We start from the raw sequence: 18,854 nt of genomic DNA, 5'->3' as shown, positions 1-18,854 counted from the left end.
AGGTCGCCTGCATCCCATATTTTTCGAGAGCCGGGGCCGCCATGAAGCATCCGATCCACGCATTCCTACTCGCGACGACGATGCTCGCGCCCGCTGCCGCTTTCGCGCAGGCCGCGCCGGCCGGTGGTCAAGCCGGCGCGCCTGCGGGCAGCGTCGTGTCGCCGCAGGCCGGTCAGCCGGCCATCGATGCCGCCGATCCTGCCGCCGCCGCGGAGGCGCAGCAGGACCAGGTCGAGGTCTCCACACCCGGGGGTGCCAACACCGACGACATCGTCGTCGTGGGGCGCAACATCCCCAATGCCGTCCGTGCGACTCCGGAAGTCATCAACGTCCTGTCGACGGCCGACATCGCCCGCACCGGCGAGGGCGACATCGCTGGCGCGCTCAGCCGCGTCACGGGTCTGTCGGTGGTCGGCAACGGTTTCGTCTACGTCCGGGGCCTTGGTGACCGCTATTCCTCCTCGCTGCTGAACGGGTCGCCGCTGCCGTCGCCCGAACCGCTGCGCCGCGTCGTGCCGCTCGACATCTTCCCGACCAACGTCATCGCGTCGGCGCTGGTGCAGAAGAGCTACTCGGTGAATTACCCCGCCGAATTCGGCGGCGGCGTCATCAATCTCACGACCAAGGCCGTGCCGGACGAAACGTTCTTCCAGATGGGTGGATCGGTCGGCGCGGACACCGTGACGACGTCCGAGCTTGGCTATGTCTATGACGGCGGCAGCCGTGACTGGACGGGCTATGATTCCGGGGTTCGCAAGACTCCTGGCTTCATCGATCAGGCCGGGCAGAACGGTACGTCGCTGACGTCGAGCCAGATCATCGGGCTGAACAACGCGCAGACGACGCTGCTTCAGCGCAACAACCAGTTGCCGGCGAACCTGTCGGGCGAGCTCAGCCTGGGCAGCTCGATCGACATCGGCACGGTCCGCGTCGGCGCGATTGCCGCCGCGGGCATCAGCAACACGTGGCGCACGCGCGACAATACGCAGCAGTCGACGGACGATCCTACGGGTATCCTCACACGCGACTTCCGCACCGTCCTGACCGACAACCGCGCCGTCGTGAACGGTCTGCTGGGATTCGGTGCGGAGTTCGGTGAGAACAAGATCCGCTGGACCAATCTGTACCTGCACGACACCGTCAAGCAGGGTCGTCTGTCACGCGGCAGCACGGCGAACATCGGCGTCGGCGCGGACGGCATCCAGCCCTTCCTAGTTCAGAACACGAGCTGGTTCGAGCGCGAGCTGTTCGACACGCAGCTCGTCGGTGAATTCAAGCTCTCCGATCAATTCAGCCTCGACGCTCGTGGCGCCTATGCGAAGACCAGCCGCAACAGTCCGTACGAGCGTAGCTTCACCTATCAGTACAATCCCGCGATCGGCGACTATCAAAACAACCTGTCCGGTCTTCAGGCGGCCTCGATCGCCTTTTCCGAACTAGACGAAACGCAATATTCAGGTCAGGCCAACCTGACCTGGAACGTGCCGTTCGACCGGCCCTTCGCCTTCTCGGTAGGCTATGCCTATACCGATACGCAGCGGGACTCGAGCCGCTACACCTTTCAGTATTCGGGACCGAACAACGGCCCGGTCCTGGGTGCGGCACCGCAGTTGCGGCCTGACTATCTGCTCTCGGACTATGTGATCCAGGCTTACGGGATCAACCTGCGCAACACGTCGACGGGGCAGGGTGCGGCGGCCTATGATGCGCTGCTGCGCGTCCACGGCGCTTATGCGCAGGTCGAGGGCGAGATCACCGATGGTCTGCGCGCAACGACCGGTGTCCGGTACGAAACGGCGACGGAGCGGGTGACGCCGTCGGGCGGTGCGGCGGGTACCAGTCTGAAGAACGATTATTGGTTGCCGGCGGTCACGGTCACCTGGAATTTCGCAGAGGATATGCAGCTTCGGGCGCATCTGTCCAAGACGCTGGCCCGCCCGCAGTTTCGCGAACTCGCGCCACAGCTATATCAGGATTTCGAGAGCGACCGCCTGTTCTTCGGCAACGCATTCCTCAAGGACTCGCAGTTGTACAACGCCGAGTTGCGCGGCGAATGGTACTTCGCCCGAGATCAGCGTTTCAGCCTCGCCGGGTTCTACAAGCGGATCGACGATCCAATCGAGGCGGTGGCCTTCTTCCCGGCGGGGTCGGACACGCTCCAGACCGGGTTTGCCAACGCTCCGCGCGCCAAGCTCTACGGTGGCGAAGTCGAGGTGCAGAAATACGTGCCGCTCGACTCGCTGGGTGACGGTTTCTTCGCGACGCGCCGCCTCGTCGCCATCGTCAACTATACCTACACTAAATCGAGCATCGATGCCGGCGACCAGTTAATCGCCAGCCCGCTGTCGGTCGGCACCAGCCCGATCCTGCGCCCCGCGAATATTCTGTTCCAGGACGGCGCGGCGTTGGTGGGTCAGTCGGACCACCTCGTGAACCTGCAACTCGGGATTGAGGACAAGGCGTCGCTCAGCCAGTTCACGGTGCTGTTCAACTACGCTTCGAACCGCGTGACCAACCGCGGTCCGATCGGCGGGGGCGGCGGCACGCGCCTGCCCGACCTGATCGAGAAGCCGGGCATCCGCCTTGACCTCGTCGCGCGTCAGGGCATCAAGGTGCTGGGGTCGCAGTTCGAGATCAAGGCCGAGGCGCGCAACCTGACCGGCACCGGCTACCGCGAGTTCCAGGCGTTCGACGGCGCGACGGTGGACATCAACCGCTACAGGCTGGGCCGCACCTTCACGCTGGGGGCGAGCGTCCAGTTCTGACGGGAAGCTCCCCCTTGTCGAAAGGGGGAGCAAGCGTCGGCAAGATCGCCTGTCGTCGCGTCTTTTGAGGCTGTTGACGCGAAGTATGGTCATAGCCAGCGTGTGGAGTCATCCGCGGCCGGGCGCGGGGCGCGGGGCGCGGGGCGCGGGGCGCGTGGCGTAGGACTCGTGGACATCGACCGTCTGTTCGTCGCCGCGGACCAGATCGCCGGGAGGGGCCGCGTCGTGGACGTTGGCCGGGATCAGCGCCGGCCACGTCCATATACACCGGATTACGGAACCGGAGATGGTGCTGTGATACGGTGGCATATCCTTCAGCGACCGACCGACGAGGCGGTGGAACCGCATCCTGTCTTTTAGGCTTAATCCCGTCCTTTGTTCCCTCTGTTGTGTACTCGCTTGCGGCAAAGACCTTCAGCATCAGTAACGAGGCTGAACGCAGGTACGGCCGCAAACCTCACAGCACCATTCTCAGCGTCGTCCAGTCGACCTTACCCGTCAACCGCGCCAGGTAACCATGCTGGCCAAGCGCGAAGACAGAAGCGCGTTCGCCTAGCAACCCCGACTACCGCACGATCTCAGAGGATACGATGAACCTCTGCGCGGCGGCGGTTTCGCAGCGATCCTTTGAGCGAGATCGAGAAGAACAGTCCTTCGCAGCGCGAGGAAATCGGTTAGCGCAGCCGTTCGATGGCCTGGGCGAGGGCGACGTAGAGCTTGCCCATGTCCGACGACAGCAAGGTCACCGCCAGCGGCGATCCGTCGCGTTGCGTCAGGATGCCGCGCAGCATCGCCTCGAAATCGTGGATGTAGCGGTTGACGTTGTCGCGGAATATCGCGTCGTCGTCGTACAGGCGCGCGACGCGGGCGAGTTCGCTACCCTCCAGCAGGCGGACGGCGCGGCGGGTGAAGACGCCGCGATCCCCCTTCAGATAAGCCGCCCACGCACTGTCCGATACGTCACGGCCAAAGACCTTGGCGATGTCGATCGAGGCGGAGTTCAGCGCCTCGATCAGCAGCGAGACGCGGCGCGACAGCGTGGCGCTGTCGGCCTGTTCCTGCACCTCGCGCGCCTCCTCCAGTCGCGCCTCGACCAATGCGGTCTGCTCGGCGATGCGCTGGACGTGAGCAGCCAGGCGCTCGGTCGCTCCCGTCGCGGCGGTGACGGCTCCGCGCGTCGCCTCGGCGAGGGCATCGACCTGACGCTCGACGGTGTTGGTCGTCGCCCGGCGCATCGCGTCGCCAGCCGAGTCCTCCAGCGCGGCGGCGGCTTCGGGGATGACCTGCGCCAGCGTCTCGCGCGCGCGATCGGCAGCGATCTGCGCGGTTTCGCGGACGCGGGTCAGCGCCTCCAGCAGGCGGGGTGCGGCCTCGTCGGCGAAGCGATTGGTGCGGCCGATCGTCTCGTCCACCATCGCACCAAGCGCGTCCGCCTTGTCGCGGCCGTTCTCCAGCGTGTCGAGCAGTGCCATCGATAGCTGGTCGAGCGTCTTGCGCTGATCCTGGATGACGGCGGCGATCGCCTCGATCGCGTCGTGCGTGCTTTCCGCGGCGGTGACCAGCGCGAGCAGTTCGGGCTTGGCCTGGCCGACGACCTTGCGGCTGCCGTCGATGCGCTCGTCGAGGCGGTTGAGCGCCTCCGGCAGCGTCTCGTCGATCTCGCGCGCGGCGGCGTCGAGCGCGAGCAGCAGCGCCTCGGTCGTGCCGATCGTCTTCATCGCCATCGCGTCGCCGGTCTTCAGCGCCTCCGTCATCGCATCCGCGGAGCCGCCGAGCGCGCTGATCGATGCCGCCAAATGCTGCGTCCGGTCGACGCCGGTCGCGTGCAGCGCGTCCAGCCGCTGTTCGACCGCCGCGATGCCGTCGTGGAGGCCGCCGACCAGTACGTCGCTGGCGCCGTGTTGCTGGTGCAGGCGGTTGGCGATGAGTTCGATCGCGGCGTCGATCGCGCCGACCCGCTCGCCCAGTGCGCTGACGCTGTCGTGCGCGGCGGCGTGGAGCGCGGCCTGACGCTGATCGACGAGGCCGAGCATCGAATCGCCTTGATCCGCCAAATCCGCGCGCGAGCGTTCCATCGTTGCGGCGGCGCGGGTGGCGAGCACCTCCACCGTCTCCGCCATCGCCGCGGCGACCTGTTCCAGCTTCGACCCGGCCGTGTGGCCGCTGTCGCCGATCCGCTGAAGGTGGCCGGCCAGCGACGCGACGGCGGTGGTCGACAGCGTGTCGGCTTCGCGGGCGCGGTCGGTCAGTGCGGAAAGCTGCGCATCGAGCGCGGCGACGTGCGCGGCGGCACCCAGCCCGGCCTGCTCGATGCGGCGGCCGACTTCTTCGCTATCGGCCTGTGCCGCGGGCATGGCGGCGAGCAGTTCGCCGACCGTCGCGCGGGCGCGCTCGGCCGCGGTGGCAAGGGTTGCGGCGTGGGCGCGGGCGGCGTCGACCTCCGTCGACAGTCCACGCCCGACCGACTCCAGCCGGTCCGCCGCCACGTCGCCGACCGACGCCAGCGTCGAAAGCTGGTGGGCGATCTGTTCGCGTTGCAGGTGAAGCGACTGCGACAACGCGTGGATGCGACGCTCCAGCGCCTGCGCCTCGCTGCGCATCGCGCGGGCGGTCAACGCGAACCGGCGTGCCTCCGCCCGGCTGCTCCGCTGCGCGAGGAGCCAGACGATGCCGATCAGCGCGGGCACGGTGGCGAGTGCCGCAACGAACTGCACCAGCTCGACCGGCCGGAGCGTCGCCAAAGAATCCCACGTCAGCGCCAGCATCCCGCCAACCCACGCGAGCGACAGCAGGATCGCGAGCGTCGGCAGCAGCCATCCGGCGCGCGGTGCGACGATGTCCGCCTCCACCAGATCGAGCACGTCCTCCTCCTGCGGCTCGACCTCATAGTCTGAGCGGCGGTAATCGGACGCCGTATCGGCGGTCGGCCAGAGATCGTGATTGCCCAGCGTATCCCCCTTGGTCGCCGATGGATTTGGCCTTGCTTAGCATTTTTCCACGCCACGGCCAGCCTCGTGCGGCAACCGGTCGTTAACGAACGCAGCGTAGCACCGGGGACATGGCTTATGATCCCGGAGCAATCGATGCGACCCTGGCCGCGGCAGTCGGCGACGAACCCGGCCTGATCGCCGAATTGCGCGTCGCGTTCGTCGAGAGTGCGGTCAAGGCGCTGGCGCAAATGGCATCTGCGACGGAGGTCGACGGCTGGCGGACGGGGGCAACGCGGCTGAAGGGGCTGGCGGCGAGTTTCGGCGCGGTGCGCCTGATGGCGCTGGCGGCGACCGCGGCCGACGGGCGCGTCGGGGATGCGGTGATGCTGTCCAAGCTCAAGCGTGCCGTGGCGCGGCTGGACGGTGAAGGGGCGATTTAGAGGTTCGGGGAGGGTGTTCTCCCAAGCGCTGAGCCTCGCGGGGCACGCTGGCGCCTCTGCCGCACCGGACACGCCGCCAGCAACAGAAGGGCGGTTGACCCTCGCCGCCCGGTCCCTATCAGCCCCACGATGCTTGCGGGGCTTCTTTTTGCCGAACTCGAGGCGCTCGACCGCCCGGGGACGCTGATCGCGACGCTGCCGTTCGGCGGCGGGACGGTGATCGAATATCAGGCGCGGCTGCTGATCGCGGCGGGCGCGGCGCAGATCATCGTGTCGGTCGGCCGGCTGACACCCGAACTTATCGGTGCATTGGGGCGCATCGGCAAGCGCGGCATCGTTGTCGATACGGTGCGGTCGGCGGTGGAGGCGCAGGCGCGCCTGCATCCGCTGTCGACGATCGTGATGGTCGCCGACGGGCTTATCACGACGCAGGGGCTGATCGACGGTTTTGCCAAGAGCGACACGGGCGGCGACGCGTTGCTGGTGCTGCCGACGGACACCGCAGGACCCGATTACGAGCGGTTAGGCGGACAGCTTGCGTGGGGCGGCGTCGGTCGCATCGATCCGCGCCGGATCGCGGAGGTCGCCGCCCTGCCGAACGACTATGCCTTGCAATCCAGCATTCTGCGCCTCGCCGAACAGGCGCAGGCCGTGCATGTGCCGCTGGCATTGGAGGATGTGCGGGACGGCCACGGGCTGGAACACAGCGCCGTCGCCTTCGCTTTGCGTGGACGCATGGTGCTGGCCGCGACGGTGGCGGACCGGCGAGACTGGTTCAACGCCGCGATCCTCGGGCCGATCGCCCGGTCGGTGACGCCGAAGCTGCTCGACCGCCACATCGCGACCGAAGCCGTCGTGGGCGGTGGCGTAGCGGTCGGACTTACGGGGCTGGCGACGGAAGCGTTCGGGCCCGGGTGGCTGGGGCTGGCGCTGGTGCTGGTCGGCGTGCTGGCGCTGGGCGTCGCGCGTGTGCTGGCGGCGCTCAGGGACGAGGAGCGGCTGGCGCAGGTGGGGCGGCTCGGCACCCTGACCTTACCCGCGCTGGCGTTCGCGGTGGCGGGCGTGGTCGTTGGGAGCGGCGGCGGGGTCGCGCCGTTGCTGGCCGGGGGGCTGCTGTTCCTCGGCGGGCTGGCGGAGCGGGCGATCCGGCGCGATCGGCGGCGGCGCTGGTGGGGCGGGCCGCCCGCTTACCTGCTCGCCGCCACGCTGGGTGCGGTGATCGGCTGGCCGGTAGCGGGGCTGGGTCTGGCGGCGACCTATGCGGCGGCGACGCTGACCGCGGCGGTCGAGTCGCTGCGCGAAAAGGCTTAGCGCCCGGCAGGCTTAGGCCCTCATTAACGACGTTGGCGCTAGACATCGCGCCATGTCGCCATCACCGCCCTCGGACACTGTCCCCGCCTGGGACCGCGATGCGGTCGCGGCGCGGGCTGCGCGGGTCGGCGAGCGGGCGGATGTGGAACTGAGCGGGGCGATCGCCGACTTCTTCCTGAGCAATGAAACGCGGCTGGATGATCGCACGCGCGCCGCACTGGCCGCGACGATGCGAGGTGTCGTTGCAGGGGTGGAGGCCGACATCCGCCGTCATGCGGCGCGGCTGCTGGCCGACGAGGAACGACCTGACAAAGCGGAAACGGTGCTGACGCGATCCCCCGACGTGTTCGGGCGGCTGATGCGCGCGGGCGTTCTGAAAGACGCCGATCTGATGAGCGAGATGATCGCTCGCGTGCGTCTCGACCTGATCGAGGCGGCATTGCCCGTGGTGGTAACGGGGCCGGACGCGCCAAGCCTGCTGGTGCGGCTGGCGAATGCGCCCGACCGCGTCGTGGCGGCGGCGGCGGCGGCTCTGCTGGCAGCGGATAATCGCCGGCGGGATGCGAATGAGAGCGGGGCGGGGATCGACGGCGATCTGCCCGTCGAACTGCATCGGCGTCTGGTCTGGTGGACCGCAGCGGCGATCCGGGGCGATGCCGATGCCGATGCGGATGTGGATCGCGCGATCGTCGCTTCGGCCGAGCGCAGCCTCAGCGCGCATGACGAGACCGACCGGGTTGAGGCGATCGCATCGCGACTGGCGGCGGCGATCGCGCCGCGGCGGAGCGAACTGCCCGAGCTGCTGGTCGAAACGCTGGGCGATCGACGTCTGCGGCTGTTCGTGGCGCTGCTGGCGCAGGCGCTCGACTGGCCGACGGATCAGGCACGCACCGTCACGCTGGAGCCGGCGGGCGATCGGCTGTGGCTGGCGTGCCGCGCGATCGATCTCGACCGGGCGACGATCGCCAAGATCGCGCTGGCTCTCACCGATGCCGATCCGACGCGCGATATCGAGGCCTTTGCGGACGATCTCGACGCCATCGCCGCGGTTTTGGTTGGCGACGCCCGCGCGGCGCTGGCGTCGCTGACGCTGCACCGTGATTATCGTGACGCGATTCGTGCGTTGAAGGGGCAGGGCGGATGACCGCGGCCGTCGCGCACGCCGTGATCGATCTCGATGGGCTGCTGGTATCCGCCGACCCCGCCATCGCCTCGCTCAATCGCCGCGCGGGGGGCGCGGAGGGGCATATGCTGGCCGTCCCGCAGTTGGCGACGGTGGCTCGGCTGGCGCGGCGGCTGGGGATCGTCGTCGCGCGGCGCGTGATCGTCGCGGACGATGAAAGCGATGTTGCGCTTTGGGTGCGCGCGCAGCCGGAGGGCGGGCAGGTCCGCCTCGCCGCCAGTGGCTGGGGGGAGACGCCGGCCTGGGCACCGATCGACGACGTGCCGGATGCTGTGCCCGGCGACGGCCGTTGGCGGTGGGAGACGGACGCGACGTTGCGGCTGACCTTCGTGTCGCTGGACGCGGGGACACTCTACGGGTTCGATCCTCTGGGGCTGCTCGGCAAGCCGCTGTCGGCATTGTTCGGCTTCGCGGAGAATGCGGATGGCGCGATGCCGATCCTCGATGCGCTGGCGCGTCGGCGCGTGCTGAAGGGACAGGCGGCGGTGTTGAAGCCGAACGGGCGGTCGGTGGTCTTGTCAGCGCGGCCGCGGGTCGATGCGCTCGGCGAGTTTGCGGGGCTGGTCGGATCGGTGGCGGAGCGTGAGGAGCCTGTGGCGGTAGACGTCGAAGAGACGCTGCCGGCCAGCTTCACGCAGGGGCTGGACCGTGCGCTGCGTGGACCACTGGCGCGGATCGTGGCGAATGCGGACAGCATCCACGCGCAGGCGGACGGGCCGATCACGCCGGGCTATGCCGATTATGCCGCCGATATAGCCAGTGCGGGGCGGCACCTGTTGTCGTTGGTGGACGATCTGGTCGACCTTCAGGCGATCGAGCGGGCGGAGTTTCGGCCGACGATAGAATCGATCGATCTTGCCGATGTCGCACGACGTGCGGCGGGCCTGCTGACGGTGCGGGCAGATATGGCGGGCGTGACGATCGACCGGCCCCGCTTCGACGACACGGTTCCTGCCCTGGGCGATTTCCGGCGTGCGTTGCAGATCCTGGTAAATCTGGTCGGCAATGCCGTCCGCTACACAGACAGTGGCGGCAATGTGCGGGTCGAAACGGCGATGGTCGGCGACCGGGCGCAAGTGACCGTGATCGATGCGGGCAAAGGGATCGCCCCCGAGGATCAGGCGCGCATCTTCGATAAGTTCGAACGGGTCGATCCGACCGAGCCGGGCGGCAACGGGTTGGGCCTGTTCATCGCGCGTCGGCTGGCACGGGCGATGGGCGGCGACCTGACCGTGGCTAGCGTACCGGGCGAAGGTGCGCAGTTCACGCTGTCGTTGCCGGCGGAGTTGTAGGCGGCTCGTGAGTCGCTCAGATCCTCCGCTCCTTGAGGATGGGATTTTCGTTCAGCGCCTGGGAAGACGCCGCGCCACCAGCAGCATCAGCAAGCCCGCCACGGCGAGCGCCGCACCGTAGTCCGCCCAGACGCGCTGCTGGAGCATGAAGCTGGAGGCGGGCCACCGGATGTAACCCAGCCCCTGGCCGATCCAGAGCAAACCCATGAGCGTCGCGAGGACGCCGAGGATCAGGAGGATCGCGCGCAGGGGCCGCATGATCGGCTCAGCGTTCCGTGACGGGAACGTAGCTGCGCTGCGTCGGCCCGGTATAGAGCTGGCGCGGACGGCCGATCTTCTGGTCGGGATCGGTAATCATCTCGTTCCATTGCGCGACCCAGCCAACGGTGCGGGCGAGCGCGAACAACACGGTGAACATCGACGTCGGGAAGCCGATCGCCGACAGGATGACGCCCGAGTAGAAGTCGACGTTCGGGAACAGCTTCTTTTCGACGAAATAGGGATCGTTCAGCGCGATCTCCTCCAGCTGCAACGCCACGTCGAACAGCGGGTCGGTGACCTTCAGTTCGGCGAACACCTCGCGCACCGTCTTCTGCATCACCGTCGCGCGCGGATCGTAGTTCTTGTACACGCGGTGGCCGAAGCCCATCAGGCGGAACGGGTCGTTCTTGTCCTTGGCGCGGGCGATATATTCCGGGATGCGATCGGGCGTTCCGATCTCCCGCAGCATGTTAAGCGCCGCTTCGTTCGCGCCGCCATGCGCCGGTCCCCACAGGCAGGCGATGCCCGCTGCGATGCAGGCGAACGGGTTCGCACCGGACGATCCCGCGAGACGGACGGTCGAGGTCGACGCGTTCTGCTCGTGATCGGCGTGCAGGATGAAGATGCGGTCCAGCGCCTTCTCGATTACCGGATTGACGACATAGGGCTCGGCCGGGACACCGAACGTCATGCGCAGGAAGTTGCCCGTGTAGCTGAGCGAGTTGTCGGGATACAGGAACGGCTGCCCGACGCTGTACTTGTACGCCATCGCCGCGATCGTCGGCATCTTGGCGATCAGGCGGTGCGATGCGATGACGCGCTGCGCCGGATCGTGGATGTCGGTGGAGTCGTGATAAAAGGCCGACAGCGCCCCAACGACGCCGCACAGGATCGCCATCGGATGCGCATCGCGCCGGAACCCGCGGAAGAACGTCGCAAGCTGTTCATGCACCATCGTGTGGCGCGTGATCGTGGTCGAGAAATTCTCCAGCTCCTGTTTGGACGGCAGTTCGCCGTTCAGGAGCAGGTACGACACCTCCATGAAGCTCGACTGTTCGGCCAATTCGCCGATCGGGTAGCCGCGGTGGAGCAGAACACCCTGATCGCCGTCGATATAGGTAAGCGTCGACTGGCACGATGCGGTCGAGGTGAACCCCGGATCGTAGGTGAAGGCGTCCGTCTGCGCGTACAGCTTGCGAATGTCGATCACATCGGGCCCGATCGTCCCGGACATGACCGGATAATCGAGCTGCTTGGAGCCGAGGGAGAGCTTCGCGGCGTCGGTCATTCCACCATCCTTGTTCTAGCTGGTATTCTTAGCTGGCCATGTGGTCGGCGATGCGACCCAGGCTTTCCTCGCGCCCGAGCAGCGCGACGACATCGAAGATCCCGGGCGACGTGCGTCGTCCGGTCAGCGCGGCGCGAAGGGGTTGCGCGACCTGGCCGAGCTTCAAGCCCCGCGCGTCGGCGACCCGCCGTACCGCAGCTTCGATTCCGTCCGTATCCCAGCCGTCGAGCGCGTCAAGCGCCGCATGAACCTCCGCCAGGATAGCCGGTGCGTCTCCCGCGAGGAGCGGGGCCGCCGCCTCGTCGATCGTGAGTGGCCGAACGGCGATGAGGAACTGCGCGCCGTCCGCCAGCTCGTTGAGGTTGGCCGCGCGGGGCTTCAACGCCGGCATCGCGGTGGTCAGGCGGGCTTCGTCGGCCCCGGTCATCCGGGCCGCGACGAGGCTGGCAAGACGGGCGTCGTCGGCTTCGCGGATATAGTGGCCATTCAGATGTTCGAGCTTCTTCAGGTCAAAGCGGGAAGGACTTTTACCGACGGCGGCAAGGTCGAACCACTTCACCGCCTCGTCCCGCGCGATAATCTCCGCGTCGCCGTGACCCCAGCCGAGGCGGAGCAGGTAATTGTCGAGCGCCTCAGGCAGGATACCGAGTTCGTCGCGATACGCTTCGATCCCGACCGCACCGTGGCGCTTCGACAGCTTCGCGCCGTCTGAGCCGTGGATCAGCGGGATGTGCGCATAGACCGGCTCCGGCCAGCCGTTCGCCCGGTAGATCGGCAATTGGCGAAAGGCGTTGTTGAGGTGATCGTCGCCGCGGATGACATGGGTCACCCCCATGTCGTGATCGTCGACCACGACCGCAAGCATGTAGGTCGGCGTACCGTCCGAGCGCAGCAGGACGAGGTCGTCGAGTTCGGCGTTCTTCACCGTCACCGCGCCCTGCACGCGATCCTCGATCGTCACCGACCCCTCCTGCGGTGCGCGCAAACGCACGACGAAGGGCTGGTCCGCCGGGCCGTCGATACGATCGCGCCACGGGCTGCGGATGCGGAGCGGCTTCTTCGCGGCCTGCGCCGCCTCGCGCTGGGCGGCGATTTCCTCCTGCGTCATCCAGCAGCGGTAGGCGTGGCCGTTCGCGACCATTGCATGCGCGACTTCGGCATGACGATCGGAGCGGGCGAACTGGAACACGGCATCGCCGTCCCAATCGAGCCCCAGCCAGCGCATGCCTGCTAAAATCGCATCGATCGCCGGCTGCGTCGAGCGGGCGCGGTCGGTATCCTCGATCCGAAGCAGAAACTGGCCGCCATTGTGACGCGCGAACAGCCAATTGAACAGCGCGGTGCGCGCACCGCCCAAATGCAGGAATCCGGTCGGCGAAGGCGCGAACCGCGTGACGACGGAGGTGGGTTCGGGCGTGCTGCCCGGAACGGATGTTGCGCTCAAGCGCGCGTGCTCCCAGACTGTGGATCGAATGGCCAGTTCAGCCGCCGCAGCCCCTAGCACGCACCCCGCGCGGCGACAAATTGCGGCTGTGCAACATAGGCTGGAAACGTTGCTGGAGGCCGAGCGCGACCAGCTGGTGTTGTGGCTGCCAGTGATGCTCGGGGCGGGGGTGGCGGCGTGGTTCGTACTGCTTCGGCGGAGCGAGTGGACGGCGGTGCTGCTGGCACTGACGGCGACGGCGTGCCTCGCGGCAGCGTTGGGTCGCGGCGGCAGGGCGAGCAGGGCGGTCGCGGTCGGCGCGCTGGCGATGGCGGTTGGGCTGGCGCTGATATGGTGGCGGGCGGAGCGGGTGGCGGCACCAGTGCTGGCGCGGCCGGCGGTGGCGGCGTTCGACGCCCGCGTCGAGCGGGTCGAGCCGCTGGTGGCACGTGAACTGGTGCGGCTGACGCTGGCGCCGATCGATGCGCCGGCGCTGCCGCGGCGGGTGCGGGTTAATCTTGCTGAAGCGGATGTGCCGGCGGGCCTGACGCGGCGGGCGGTTATCCGATTGCGGGCGAGGCTGCTGCCGCCGCCGGATGCGGCGGTGCCGGGGGCGTACAGCTATGCCCGCGCGGCGTGGTTCGCCGGGGTTGGGGCGACAGGGCGGGGCTTCGCACCGGTGCGGATCGTGTCGCCGGGTGATGTCGAGCTGGGGCTGCGGGCGACGCTGACGCGGCACATCACCGAGCGGGTGGCGGGGAGTGCCGGCGGCGTGGCGGCGGCGCTGGCGACGGGCGATGTCGGCTCGATCGCGGAGGAGGATGCCGAGGCGATGCGCGCGGCGGGGCTGGCGCATCTGTTGTCGGTGAGCGGGTTGCACATTACTGCTGTCGTGGGTGCGACGATGCTGATCGTGATGCGGCTGCTGGCGCTTTGGCCGGCCCTGGCATTGCGGGCGCGGCTGCCGCTCGTCGCCGCTGCGGTGGGGGCCGGGGCGGCGGTCGGGTATACGCTGCTGACGGGGGCGGAGGTGCCGACGATCCGGTCGTGCGTGGCGGCGCTGCTGGTGCTGGCGGCGCTGGCGCTGGGGCGGGAGGCGATGACGCTGCGGCTGGTGGCGGCGGGGGCGATCGTGGTGCTGGTCGCGTGGCCCGAGTCGCTGGCCGGGGCGAGCTTCCAATTGTCGTTTGCCGCCATCACCGCAATCGTGGCGCTGCACGACCATCCGTGGATGCGTGGCTTCGCCGAGGTGCGGGAGGAAGGCCTGCTGCGGCGATGGGGCCGGGGTGCGGTGTTGCTGCTGATGACCGGCATCGTCGTCGAGGCGGCGCTGATGCCGATCGCGGTGTATCACTTCCATCGTGCCGGATTGTACGGGGCGTTGGCCAATATGGTCGCCATCCCGTGGACGACGTTCGTGGTCATGCCGTTGGAGCTGCTGGCGTTGCTGCTGGACGTGGCGGGGCTGGGTGCGCCGGTGTGGTGGCTGGTGGAGCGGGCTTTGTGGGCGCTGCTGTGGCTGGCGCAAATGGTGGCGGCGGCTCCGGGGGCGGTGCGGGCGTGGCCCGTCATGCCGGACGCGGCGTATGCGCTGATCGTCGTCGGCGGGCTGTGGATTGCACTGTGGCGGACGGGGTGGCGGCGCTGGGGTTTGGCGCCGCTGGCCGTCGGTTCCTTGTGGGCGGCGATGACGCCGGCGCCCGATCTGCTGGTGAGCGGGGACGGGGCGGCATGCGGCGGTGCGGACCGAATATGGGGCGATGGCGCTGCTGAGGGAGCGGGCGGGCGAGTATATGCAGAACGTGCTGAGCGAGAATGGCGGTGTGAAGGGTGCGCCGATGACACTCGACGGTTTGCCGGGGGCGGCGTGCAGTGCCGACCTGTGTGCGGTCGATGTTGCCGGGCGGCGGGTGGTGATGACGCGGAGTGCATATCTGGTGCCGGTAAGGGCGCTGATCGCGGCGTGCGCCGGGGCGGATGTGGTGGTGAGCGAGCGGCGCTTGCCGGTCGGGTGTCGGCCGCGGTGGTTGCGGCTGGACCGGGATGTGCTGGCGCGGACCGGGGGTGTTGCCGTCGGGCTGAGCGGGGGGTGGACGGCGACGGTACGGCGGGCCGGGGATGAGCATCCGTGGGTTCTCGCGGCTGGGCAAGAGGATGCGGGGGCGGGGTTCCGTCGTTTCCGACGTTGAGCGTTTTCAGTGCCTTGCGGGATCGGACCGCTGGAAGGTTAGGCTAAGGTTAGTCCAATGCGGCGTTTTGGGCGGTCCGATATCTTGAATGACGCGCTTGCGGCGAGGCCCTCCCCCAGCCCCTCCCCGAGGGAAGGGGAGCAGAATGGCGCAGACGGCTCACTCTTCCGCTATAACGCAGCTCCCCTCTGTAGGACAGCGCCCGCCGCTTCAGTCGTAGCGGCGGAGGATGCCGGACAGCTTGCCCTGGATGCGGACCTGTTGCGGGCTGTAGCGCTGCGGATCGTAGGCGCGGTTGGCGGGGTCCAGGCGGACCATCGCGCCTTCGCGGCGGAAATACTTCAACGTCGCTTCGGCGTCCTCGATCAGCGCCACGACGATCTCGCCGTCGCGGGCGGTTTCGGTGCGGCGGACGAGAGCATAGTCGCCGTCGAGGATACCCGCCTCGACCATCGAGTCACCGGCGACTTCGAGCGCGTAATGCTCGCCCGCGCCGAGCAAGGCGGCGGGAACGGCGAGCATCGAGGAGCCTTCGAACGCCTCGATCGGAACACCGGCGGCGATGCGGCCGTGCAAGGGAATCTCGACCACGTCGTTCGCAGGCTGGCGAAGTGGAGGAAGTGGAGGCGTCGGAGCCTTCGTCTTTGGTGCCTTCTTGGCGTCGGCACGCTCGGGCATGCGCAACACTTCCAGCGCGCGGGCGCGGTTGGGGAGACGGCGGATGAACTGGCGTTCCTCCAGCGCGGAGATCAGGCGGTGAACGCCCGATTTGGACTTCAGGTCGAGTGCATCCTTCATCTCCTCGAACGAGGGAGACACCCCCGTCTCGGCGAGGCGATCGTTGATGAAGCAGATCAGCTCGTGCTGCTTGCGCGTGAGCATCGCGTTTCCCTCCGTCGGAACCCGGCTGTCCTTCAGAACAGACGAGGAACCTATATGGAACGCAAAACTTGCCGTCAAGCGATCCCCAAGATTTGCGCCGAGTCGCCGGCCTTTGCGGGCGGTGCATCGGTCGGCCGGACGATGAGGCAGGTCGAGCGCGCGAGCGTCAGCAGCATCGAACTGTCCTGAATCGTAGAGGCATAGGCACGGCCTTCGCGAATTTCCGCCCGCAGATAGTCGGTGCGCGGGCCGTTCGCGGGCAGGTCCTCGCCCAGCAGCACCGTGCCGGTCTGCGGCAGCGGATCGCGTGCGCCGGCGAGATGCGCGATGAGCGGGCGGACGAACAACGTCGCGGTGACGAAGGCTGACACCGGATTGCCAGGCAGGCCGAGCACCGCCGCATCGCCAAGGCGGCCGGCCATCATCGGCTTGCCGGGCCGCAGCGCTATCCGCCAGAAGTCGATCGTACCGCCCGCCGCCTCCAGCGCGGGGCGGACGAGATCGTGGTCGCCGACCGACGCGCCACCGGTGGTGACGAGCAGGTCGGCCTGGACCGCAGCGAAGGCGTCCCGCAAGGCGTCGAGCCGGTCGGGCAGGATGCCGAGATCGACGATGTCGACGGGCAGGTCCGCGAGCATCGCCGCAAGCATGACGCCGTTCGATTCGGGCAGTTGCGATCCGACCGGCATCGTTCCGGCAGGGACGAGTTCGTCGCCGGTCGCGGCTATCGCGACGCGAATGCGGCGACGGACGGGCAGGGTGGCGAGGCCTCCAGTGGCAGCGACGGCGATACGCGCGGGGGTCAGGCGGTCGCCGGTCGCGATGAGGCGGGTGCCGGTGTGGAAGTCGAGGCCGCGCGCGCGGGTGTTGCGGCCGAGGTGACCGGGGCCTTCGCCGGTCAGCGTCAGGCGGTCGCCGTCGCGGCCGGCCTCTTCCTGGATCAGCACGGTGTCGGCACCGGCAGGCATCGCCGCACCGGTGAAGATGCGCGTGGCCTGATAAGCGTCGACTGTCCCATCGAAGGGGCGGCCCGCGGCGCTTTCGCCGATCACCGTCCAGGGGCCGGGCAGGTCGGCGAAGCGGATCGCATAGCCGTCCATCGCCGACAGGTCCGCCACTGGCTGGGTCCGCGCGGCGAGGATGTCGGCGGCGGCCCATCGGCCAGCGGCGTGCGGGAGCGGCACGTCCTCCGTCGCGACCGGCGGTTTCAGCGCGAACAGGCGGGACTGGGCTTCGGCGACTGGAACGAGCGTCATGCGCGTGCCTTGCCACGCCGGTTGCGCGGCGAACAGGCGTCAGTGCGGAGTGACGCCCATCTCCACTCCCGTTTTGTCGTGGAGCGCGAACCGGTCGACGAGATCGGCGCTGGCGCGGTTATAGCCGATCACCGTCACCTCCGCACCGTCGCGGCGCAGGCGGGCGACGGCCTTGTCGAGCGCGCCAACGGCTGAGATATCCCAGAAATGCGCGGCGGTGACGTCGATCAGGACGTGGGCGGCGGGCTCCGGCATGCGGAAGGCGCGCGTGAAGCGGTCGACCGAGGCGAAGAAGATCTGGCCGGTGACGACATAGGTGGGGACGGTGCCGTCCTGGGTGCGCTCGACTGTGAACATCCGGCGGACCTTATTCGCGAAGAAGATGCCGGACAGCAGCACGCCCGCCAGCACGCCCTGCGCGAGATCGCGGGTAAGGACGACAACCGCGACCGTGATGAGCATGACGACCGAGGAGGTCGGCGGATGGCGGCGCAGATTGGGAATCGAGTTCCAGCTGAACGTGCCGATCGACACCATGACCATTACGGCAACGAGCGCCGGCATCGGGATGCGGCCGACGAAGGGGCCGAGGACCGCGAGCAGGAACAGCAGGAACAGGCCGGCGGTCAGCGTCGACAGGCGGGTGCGGCCGCCGGACGTGACGTTGATGACCGACTGCCCGATCATCGCGCAGCCGCCCATGCCGGCGACGAGCGCGGCGGCGATGTTGGCAGTGCCCTGACCGGCGCACTCGTGACGCTTGTCGCTGTCGGTGTCGGTCATGTCGTCGACGATCTGCGCGGTCAGCAGCGATTCGAGCAGGCCGACCGCGGCCATCGTCAGCGAATAGGGGAGGATGATGCGCAGCGTGTCGAGCGTCAGCGGCACCTGCGGAAGGTGCAGGCTGGGCAGCCCCTGCGGCAGCGCGCCCATGTCGCCGACCGTGGTGACGGGCACGTCGAGGCCGATTCCGATCGCCGCCAGCACCAGGATCGCGACGAGCGGGGAGGGGACCGCTTTCGTCAGGCGCGGCAGGACGTAGATGATCGCCAGCCCGGCCGCGACCATCGCGTACGTCTCCCACCCGCGGCCGATCAGCTGCGGCAGCTGCGCCATGAAGATCAGGATCGCGAGCGCGTTGACGAAGCCGGTGATGACCGAGCGCGAGACGAACTGCATCAGCAGATCGAGCCGGGCGAGGCCGGCCAGCATCTGGATCAGGCCCATCAGGATCGTCGCGGCGAAAAGGTATTCGACACCGTGGTCGCGGACCAGCGGCACGACGACGACCGCGACGGCGGCCGTGGCGGCGGAGATCATGCCGGGCCGACCGCCGGTGAACGCGATGACGGTGGCGATCGCGACGGAGGCGTAGAGGCCGACGCGCGGGTCGACGCCGGCGATGACGGAAAATCCGATCGCCTCCGGGATCAGGGCGAGCGCGACGACGATGCCGGCGAGCAGGTCCGCGCGCGGATTCGACAGCCAGTCGCGGCGAAGCGTGGCGATTATGGTCATGGGGAAAGTCCGAGTGTGCGGCAGGGTCGCCGCGCTGTCCCGGGGATAGGCGCCGGGCCGAGCCACCCGGCTGGGCCGGGTCCGTCTTGTTCGGGGCTTTAGGCGTGGGAGGGGGG

At 68.4% G+C, this 18,854-nt stretch carries 14 protein-coding genes and 1 other annotated feature; of the genes, 6 read left to right on the top strand and 8 right to left on the bottom strand.

Features of this window, described 5'->3' with window-relative positions; genetic code table 11:
• The first annotated feature begins 41 nt into the window (after window positions 1-41).
• The gene (locus tag AC0CH8_RS03705) at window positions 42-2,765 is read left to right on the top strand and encodes a TonB-dependent receptor domain-containing protein (RefSeq protein ID WP_465238745.1); all 2,724 of its coding nucleotides are present in this window, start codon (window positions 42-44) and stop codon (window positions 2,763-2,765) included.
• A gap of 108 nt (window positions 2,766-2,873) precedes the next feature.
• On the opposite strand, the gene AC0CH8_RS03700 is transcribed toward AC0CH8_RS03705, so the two are convergent.
• Complete coding sequence (locus AC0CH8_RS03700; RefSeq protein ID WP_465238744.1) at window positions 2,874-3,113, bottom strand: hypothetical protein; 240 nt, start codon at window positions 3,111-3,113, stop codon at window positions 2,874-2,876.
• A 326-nt stretch (window positions 3,114-3,439) separates the two neighbouring features.
• Complete coding sequence (locus AC0CH8_RS03695) at window positions 3,440-5,626, bottom strand: coiled-coil domain-containing protein (RefSeq protein ID WP_465238743.1); 2,187 nt, start codon at window positions 5,624-5,626, stop codon at window positions 3,440-3,442.
• Between the two features lie 197 nt (window positions 5,627-5,823).
• Here AC0CH8_RS03695 and AC0CH8_RS03690 point away from each other — a divergent pair, with 197 nt between their 5' ends.
• The 4 genes from AC0CH8_RS03690 to AC0CH8_RS03675 all read left to right on the top strand — a co-directional run bounded on the left by AC0CH8_RS03690 (window position 5,824) and on the right by AC0CH8_RS03675 (window position 9,921).
• Window positions 5,824-6,135 (top strand): Hpt domain-containing protein, encoded by a 312-nt coding sequence (locus AC0CH8_RS03690; protein ID WP_465238742.1) that lies wholly within the window; start codon window positions 5,824-5,826, stop codon window positions 6,133-6,135.
• Window positions 6,136-6,264: 129 nt separating this feature from the next.
• Entirely contained in the window at window positions 6,265-7,446 is a 1,182-nt protein-coding gene (locus AC0CH8_RS03685; protein WP_465238741.1) for a hypothetical protein, read from the top strand.
• Between the two features lie 52 nt (window positions 7,447-7,498).
• On the top strand, window positions 7,499-8,590 hold the full coding sequence (locus tag AC0CH8_RS03680; protein ID WP_465238740.1) for a DUF2336 domain-containing protein: 1,092 nt from the start codon (window positions 7,499-7,501) through the stop codon (window positions 8,588-8,590).
• Window positions 8,587-9,921, top strand: a complete 1,335-nt coding sequence (locus AC0CH8_RS03675) for a sensor histidine kinase (RefSeq protein WP_465238739.1) — start codon at window positions 8,587-8,589, stop codon at window positions 9,919-9,921. Before AC0CH8_RS03680 ends, AC0CH8_RS03675 begins: the two co-directional genes overlap by 4 nt.
• 51 nt (window positions 9,922-9,972) lie before the next feature.
• On the opposite strand, the gene AC0CH8_RS03670 is transcribed toward AC0CH8_RS03675, so the two are convergent.
• The 3 genes from AC0CH8_RS03670 to gltX are packed head-to-tail and all read right to left on the bottom strand — an operon-like array spanning window position 9,973 to window position 12,914.
• The gene (locus AC0CH8_RS03670) at window positions 9,973-10,179 is read right to left on the bottom strand and encodes a hypothetical protein (protein ID WP_204193860.1); all 207 of its coding nucleotides are present in this window, start codon (window positions 10,177-10,179) and stop codon (window positions 9,973-9,975) included.
• A gap of 7 nt (window positions 10,180-10,186) precedes the next feature.
• The gene (locus AC0CH8_RS03665; RefSeq protein ID WP_465238738.1) at window positions 10,187-11,470 is read right to left on the bottom strand and encodes a citrate synthase; all 1,284 of its coding nucleotides are present in this window, start codon (window positions 11,468-11,470) and stop codon (window positions 10,187-10,189) included.
• Window positions 11,471-11,498: 28 nt separating this feature from the next.
• Entirely contained in the window at window positions 11,499-12,914 is a 1,416-nt protein-coding gene (gene gltX / locus AC0CH8_RS03660; RefSeq protein ID WP_465238737.1) for a glutamate--tRNA ligase, read from the bottom strand.
• Window positions 12,915-13,002: 88 nt separating this feature from the next.
• On the opposite strand from gltX, the gene AC0CH8_RS03655 reads away from it, so the two are divergent.
• Entirely contained in the window at window positions 13,003-15,015 is a 2,013-nt protein-coding gene (locus tag AC0CH8_RS03655; RefSeq protein WP_465238736.1) for a ComEC/Rec2 family competence protein, read from the top strand.
• 277 nt (window positions 15,016-15,292) lie between these two features.
• Here AC0CH8_RS03655 and lexA read toward each other — a convergent pair whose 3' ends face one another.
• From lexA to AC0CH8_RS03640, 3 genes are all read right to left on the bottom strand, one after another.
• Complete coding sequence (lexA, locus tag AC0CH8_RS03650; protein ID WP_465238735.1) at window positions 15,293-15,964, bottom strand: transcriptional repressor LexA; 672 nt, start codon at window positions 15,962-15,964, stop codon at window positions 15,293-15,295.
• Between the two features lie 74 nt (window positions 15,965-16,038).
• Entirely contained in the window at window positions 16,039-17,220 is a 1,182-nt protein-coding gene (locus AC0CH8_RS03645) for a molybdopterin molybdotransferase MoeA (RefSeq protein WP_465238734.1), read from the bottom strand.
• A gap of 39 nt (window positions 17,221-17,259) precedes the next feature.
• The gene (locus AC0CH8_RS03640) at window positions 17,260-18,738 is read right to left on the bottom strand and encodes a SulP family inorganic anion transporter (RefSeq protein ID WP_465238733.1); all 1,479 of its coding nucleotides are present in this window, start codon (window positions 18,736-18,738) and stop codon (window positions 17,260-17,262) included.
• 32 nt (window positions 18,739-18,770) lie between these two features.
• Window positions 18,771-18,824, bottom strand: a sequence feature (sul1 is cis-regulatory element that is thought to sense ions involved in sulfur or methionine metabolism; They are found in Alphaproteobacteria).
• Window positions 18,825-18,854: the final 30 nt, after the last annotated feature.

Source organism: Sphingomonas sp. AC435 (genome assembly GCF_979253005.1).
This window is presented reverse-complemented; position numbering and strand designations above follow the sequence as displayed.

Excerpts from the sequence above, each read along its gene's own strand:
- AC0CH8_RS03680 (WP_465238740.1), top strand. The coding sequence starts at position 7,499 with ATGTCGCCATCACCGCCCTCGGACACTGTCCCCGCCTGGGACCGCGAT.
- AC0CH8_RS03645 (WP_465238734.1), bottom strand. The coding sequence starts at position 17,220 with ATGACGCTCGTTCCAGTCGCCGAAGCCCAGTCCCGCCTGTTCGCGCTG.
- AC0CH8_RS03700 (WP_465238744.1), bottom strand. The coding sequence starts at position 3,113 with ATGCGGTTCCACCGCCTCGTCGGTCGGTCGCTGAAGGATATGCCACCG.
- AC0CH8_RS03685 (WP_465238741.1), top strand. The coding sequence starts at position 6,265 with ATGCTTGCGGGGCTTCTTTTTGCCGAACTCGAGGCGCTCGACCGCCCG.
- AC0CH8_RS03640 (WP_465238733.1), bottom strand. The coding sequence starts at position 18,738 with ATGACCATAATCGCCACGCTTCGCCGCGACTGGCTGTCGAATCCGCGC.
- lexA (WP_465238735.1), bottom strand. The coding sequence starts at position 15,964 with ATGCTCACGCGCAAGCAGCACGAGCTGATCTGCTTCATCAACGATCGC.
- AC0CH8_RS03705 (WP_465238745.1), top strand. The coding sequence starts at position 42 with ATGAAGCATCCGATCCACGCATTCCTACTCGCGACGACGATGCTCGCG.
- AC0CH8_RS03690 (WP_465238742.1), top strand. The coding sequence starts at position 5,824 with ATGGCTTATGATCCCGGAGCAATCGATGCGACCCTGGCCGCGGCAGTC.
- AC0CH8_RS03675 (WP_465238739.1), top strand. The coding sequence starts at position 8,587 with ATGACCGCGGCCGTCGCGCACGCCGTGATCGATCTCGATGGGCTGCTG.
- AC0CH8_RS03665 (WP_465238738.1), bottom strand. The coding sequence starts at position 11,470 with ATGACCGACGCCGCGAAGCTCTCCCTCGGCTCCAAGCAGCTCGATTAT.
- AC0CH8_RS03670 (WP_204193860.1), bottom strand. The coding sequence starts at position 10,179 with ATGCGGCCCCTGCGCGCGATCCTCCTGATCCTCGGCGTCCTCGCGACG.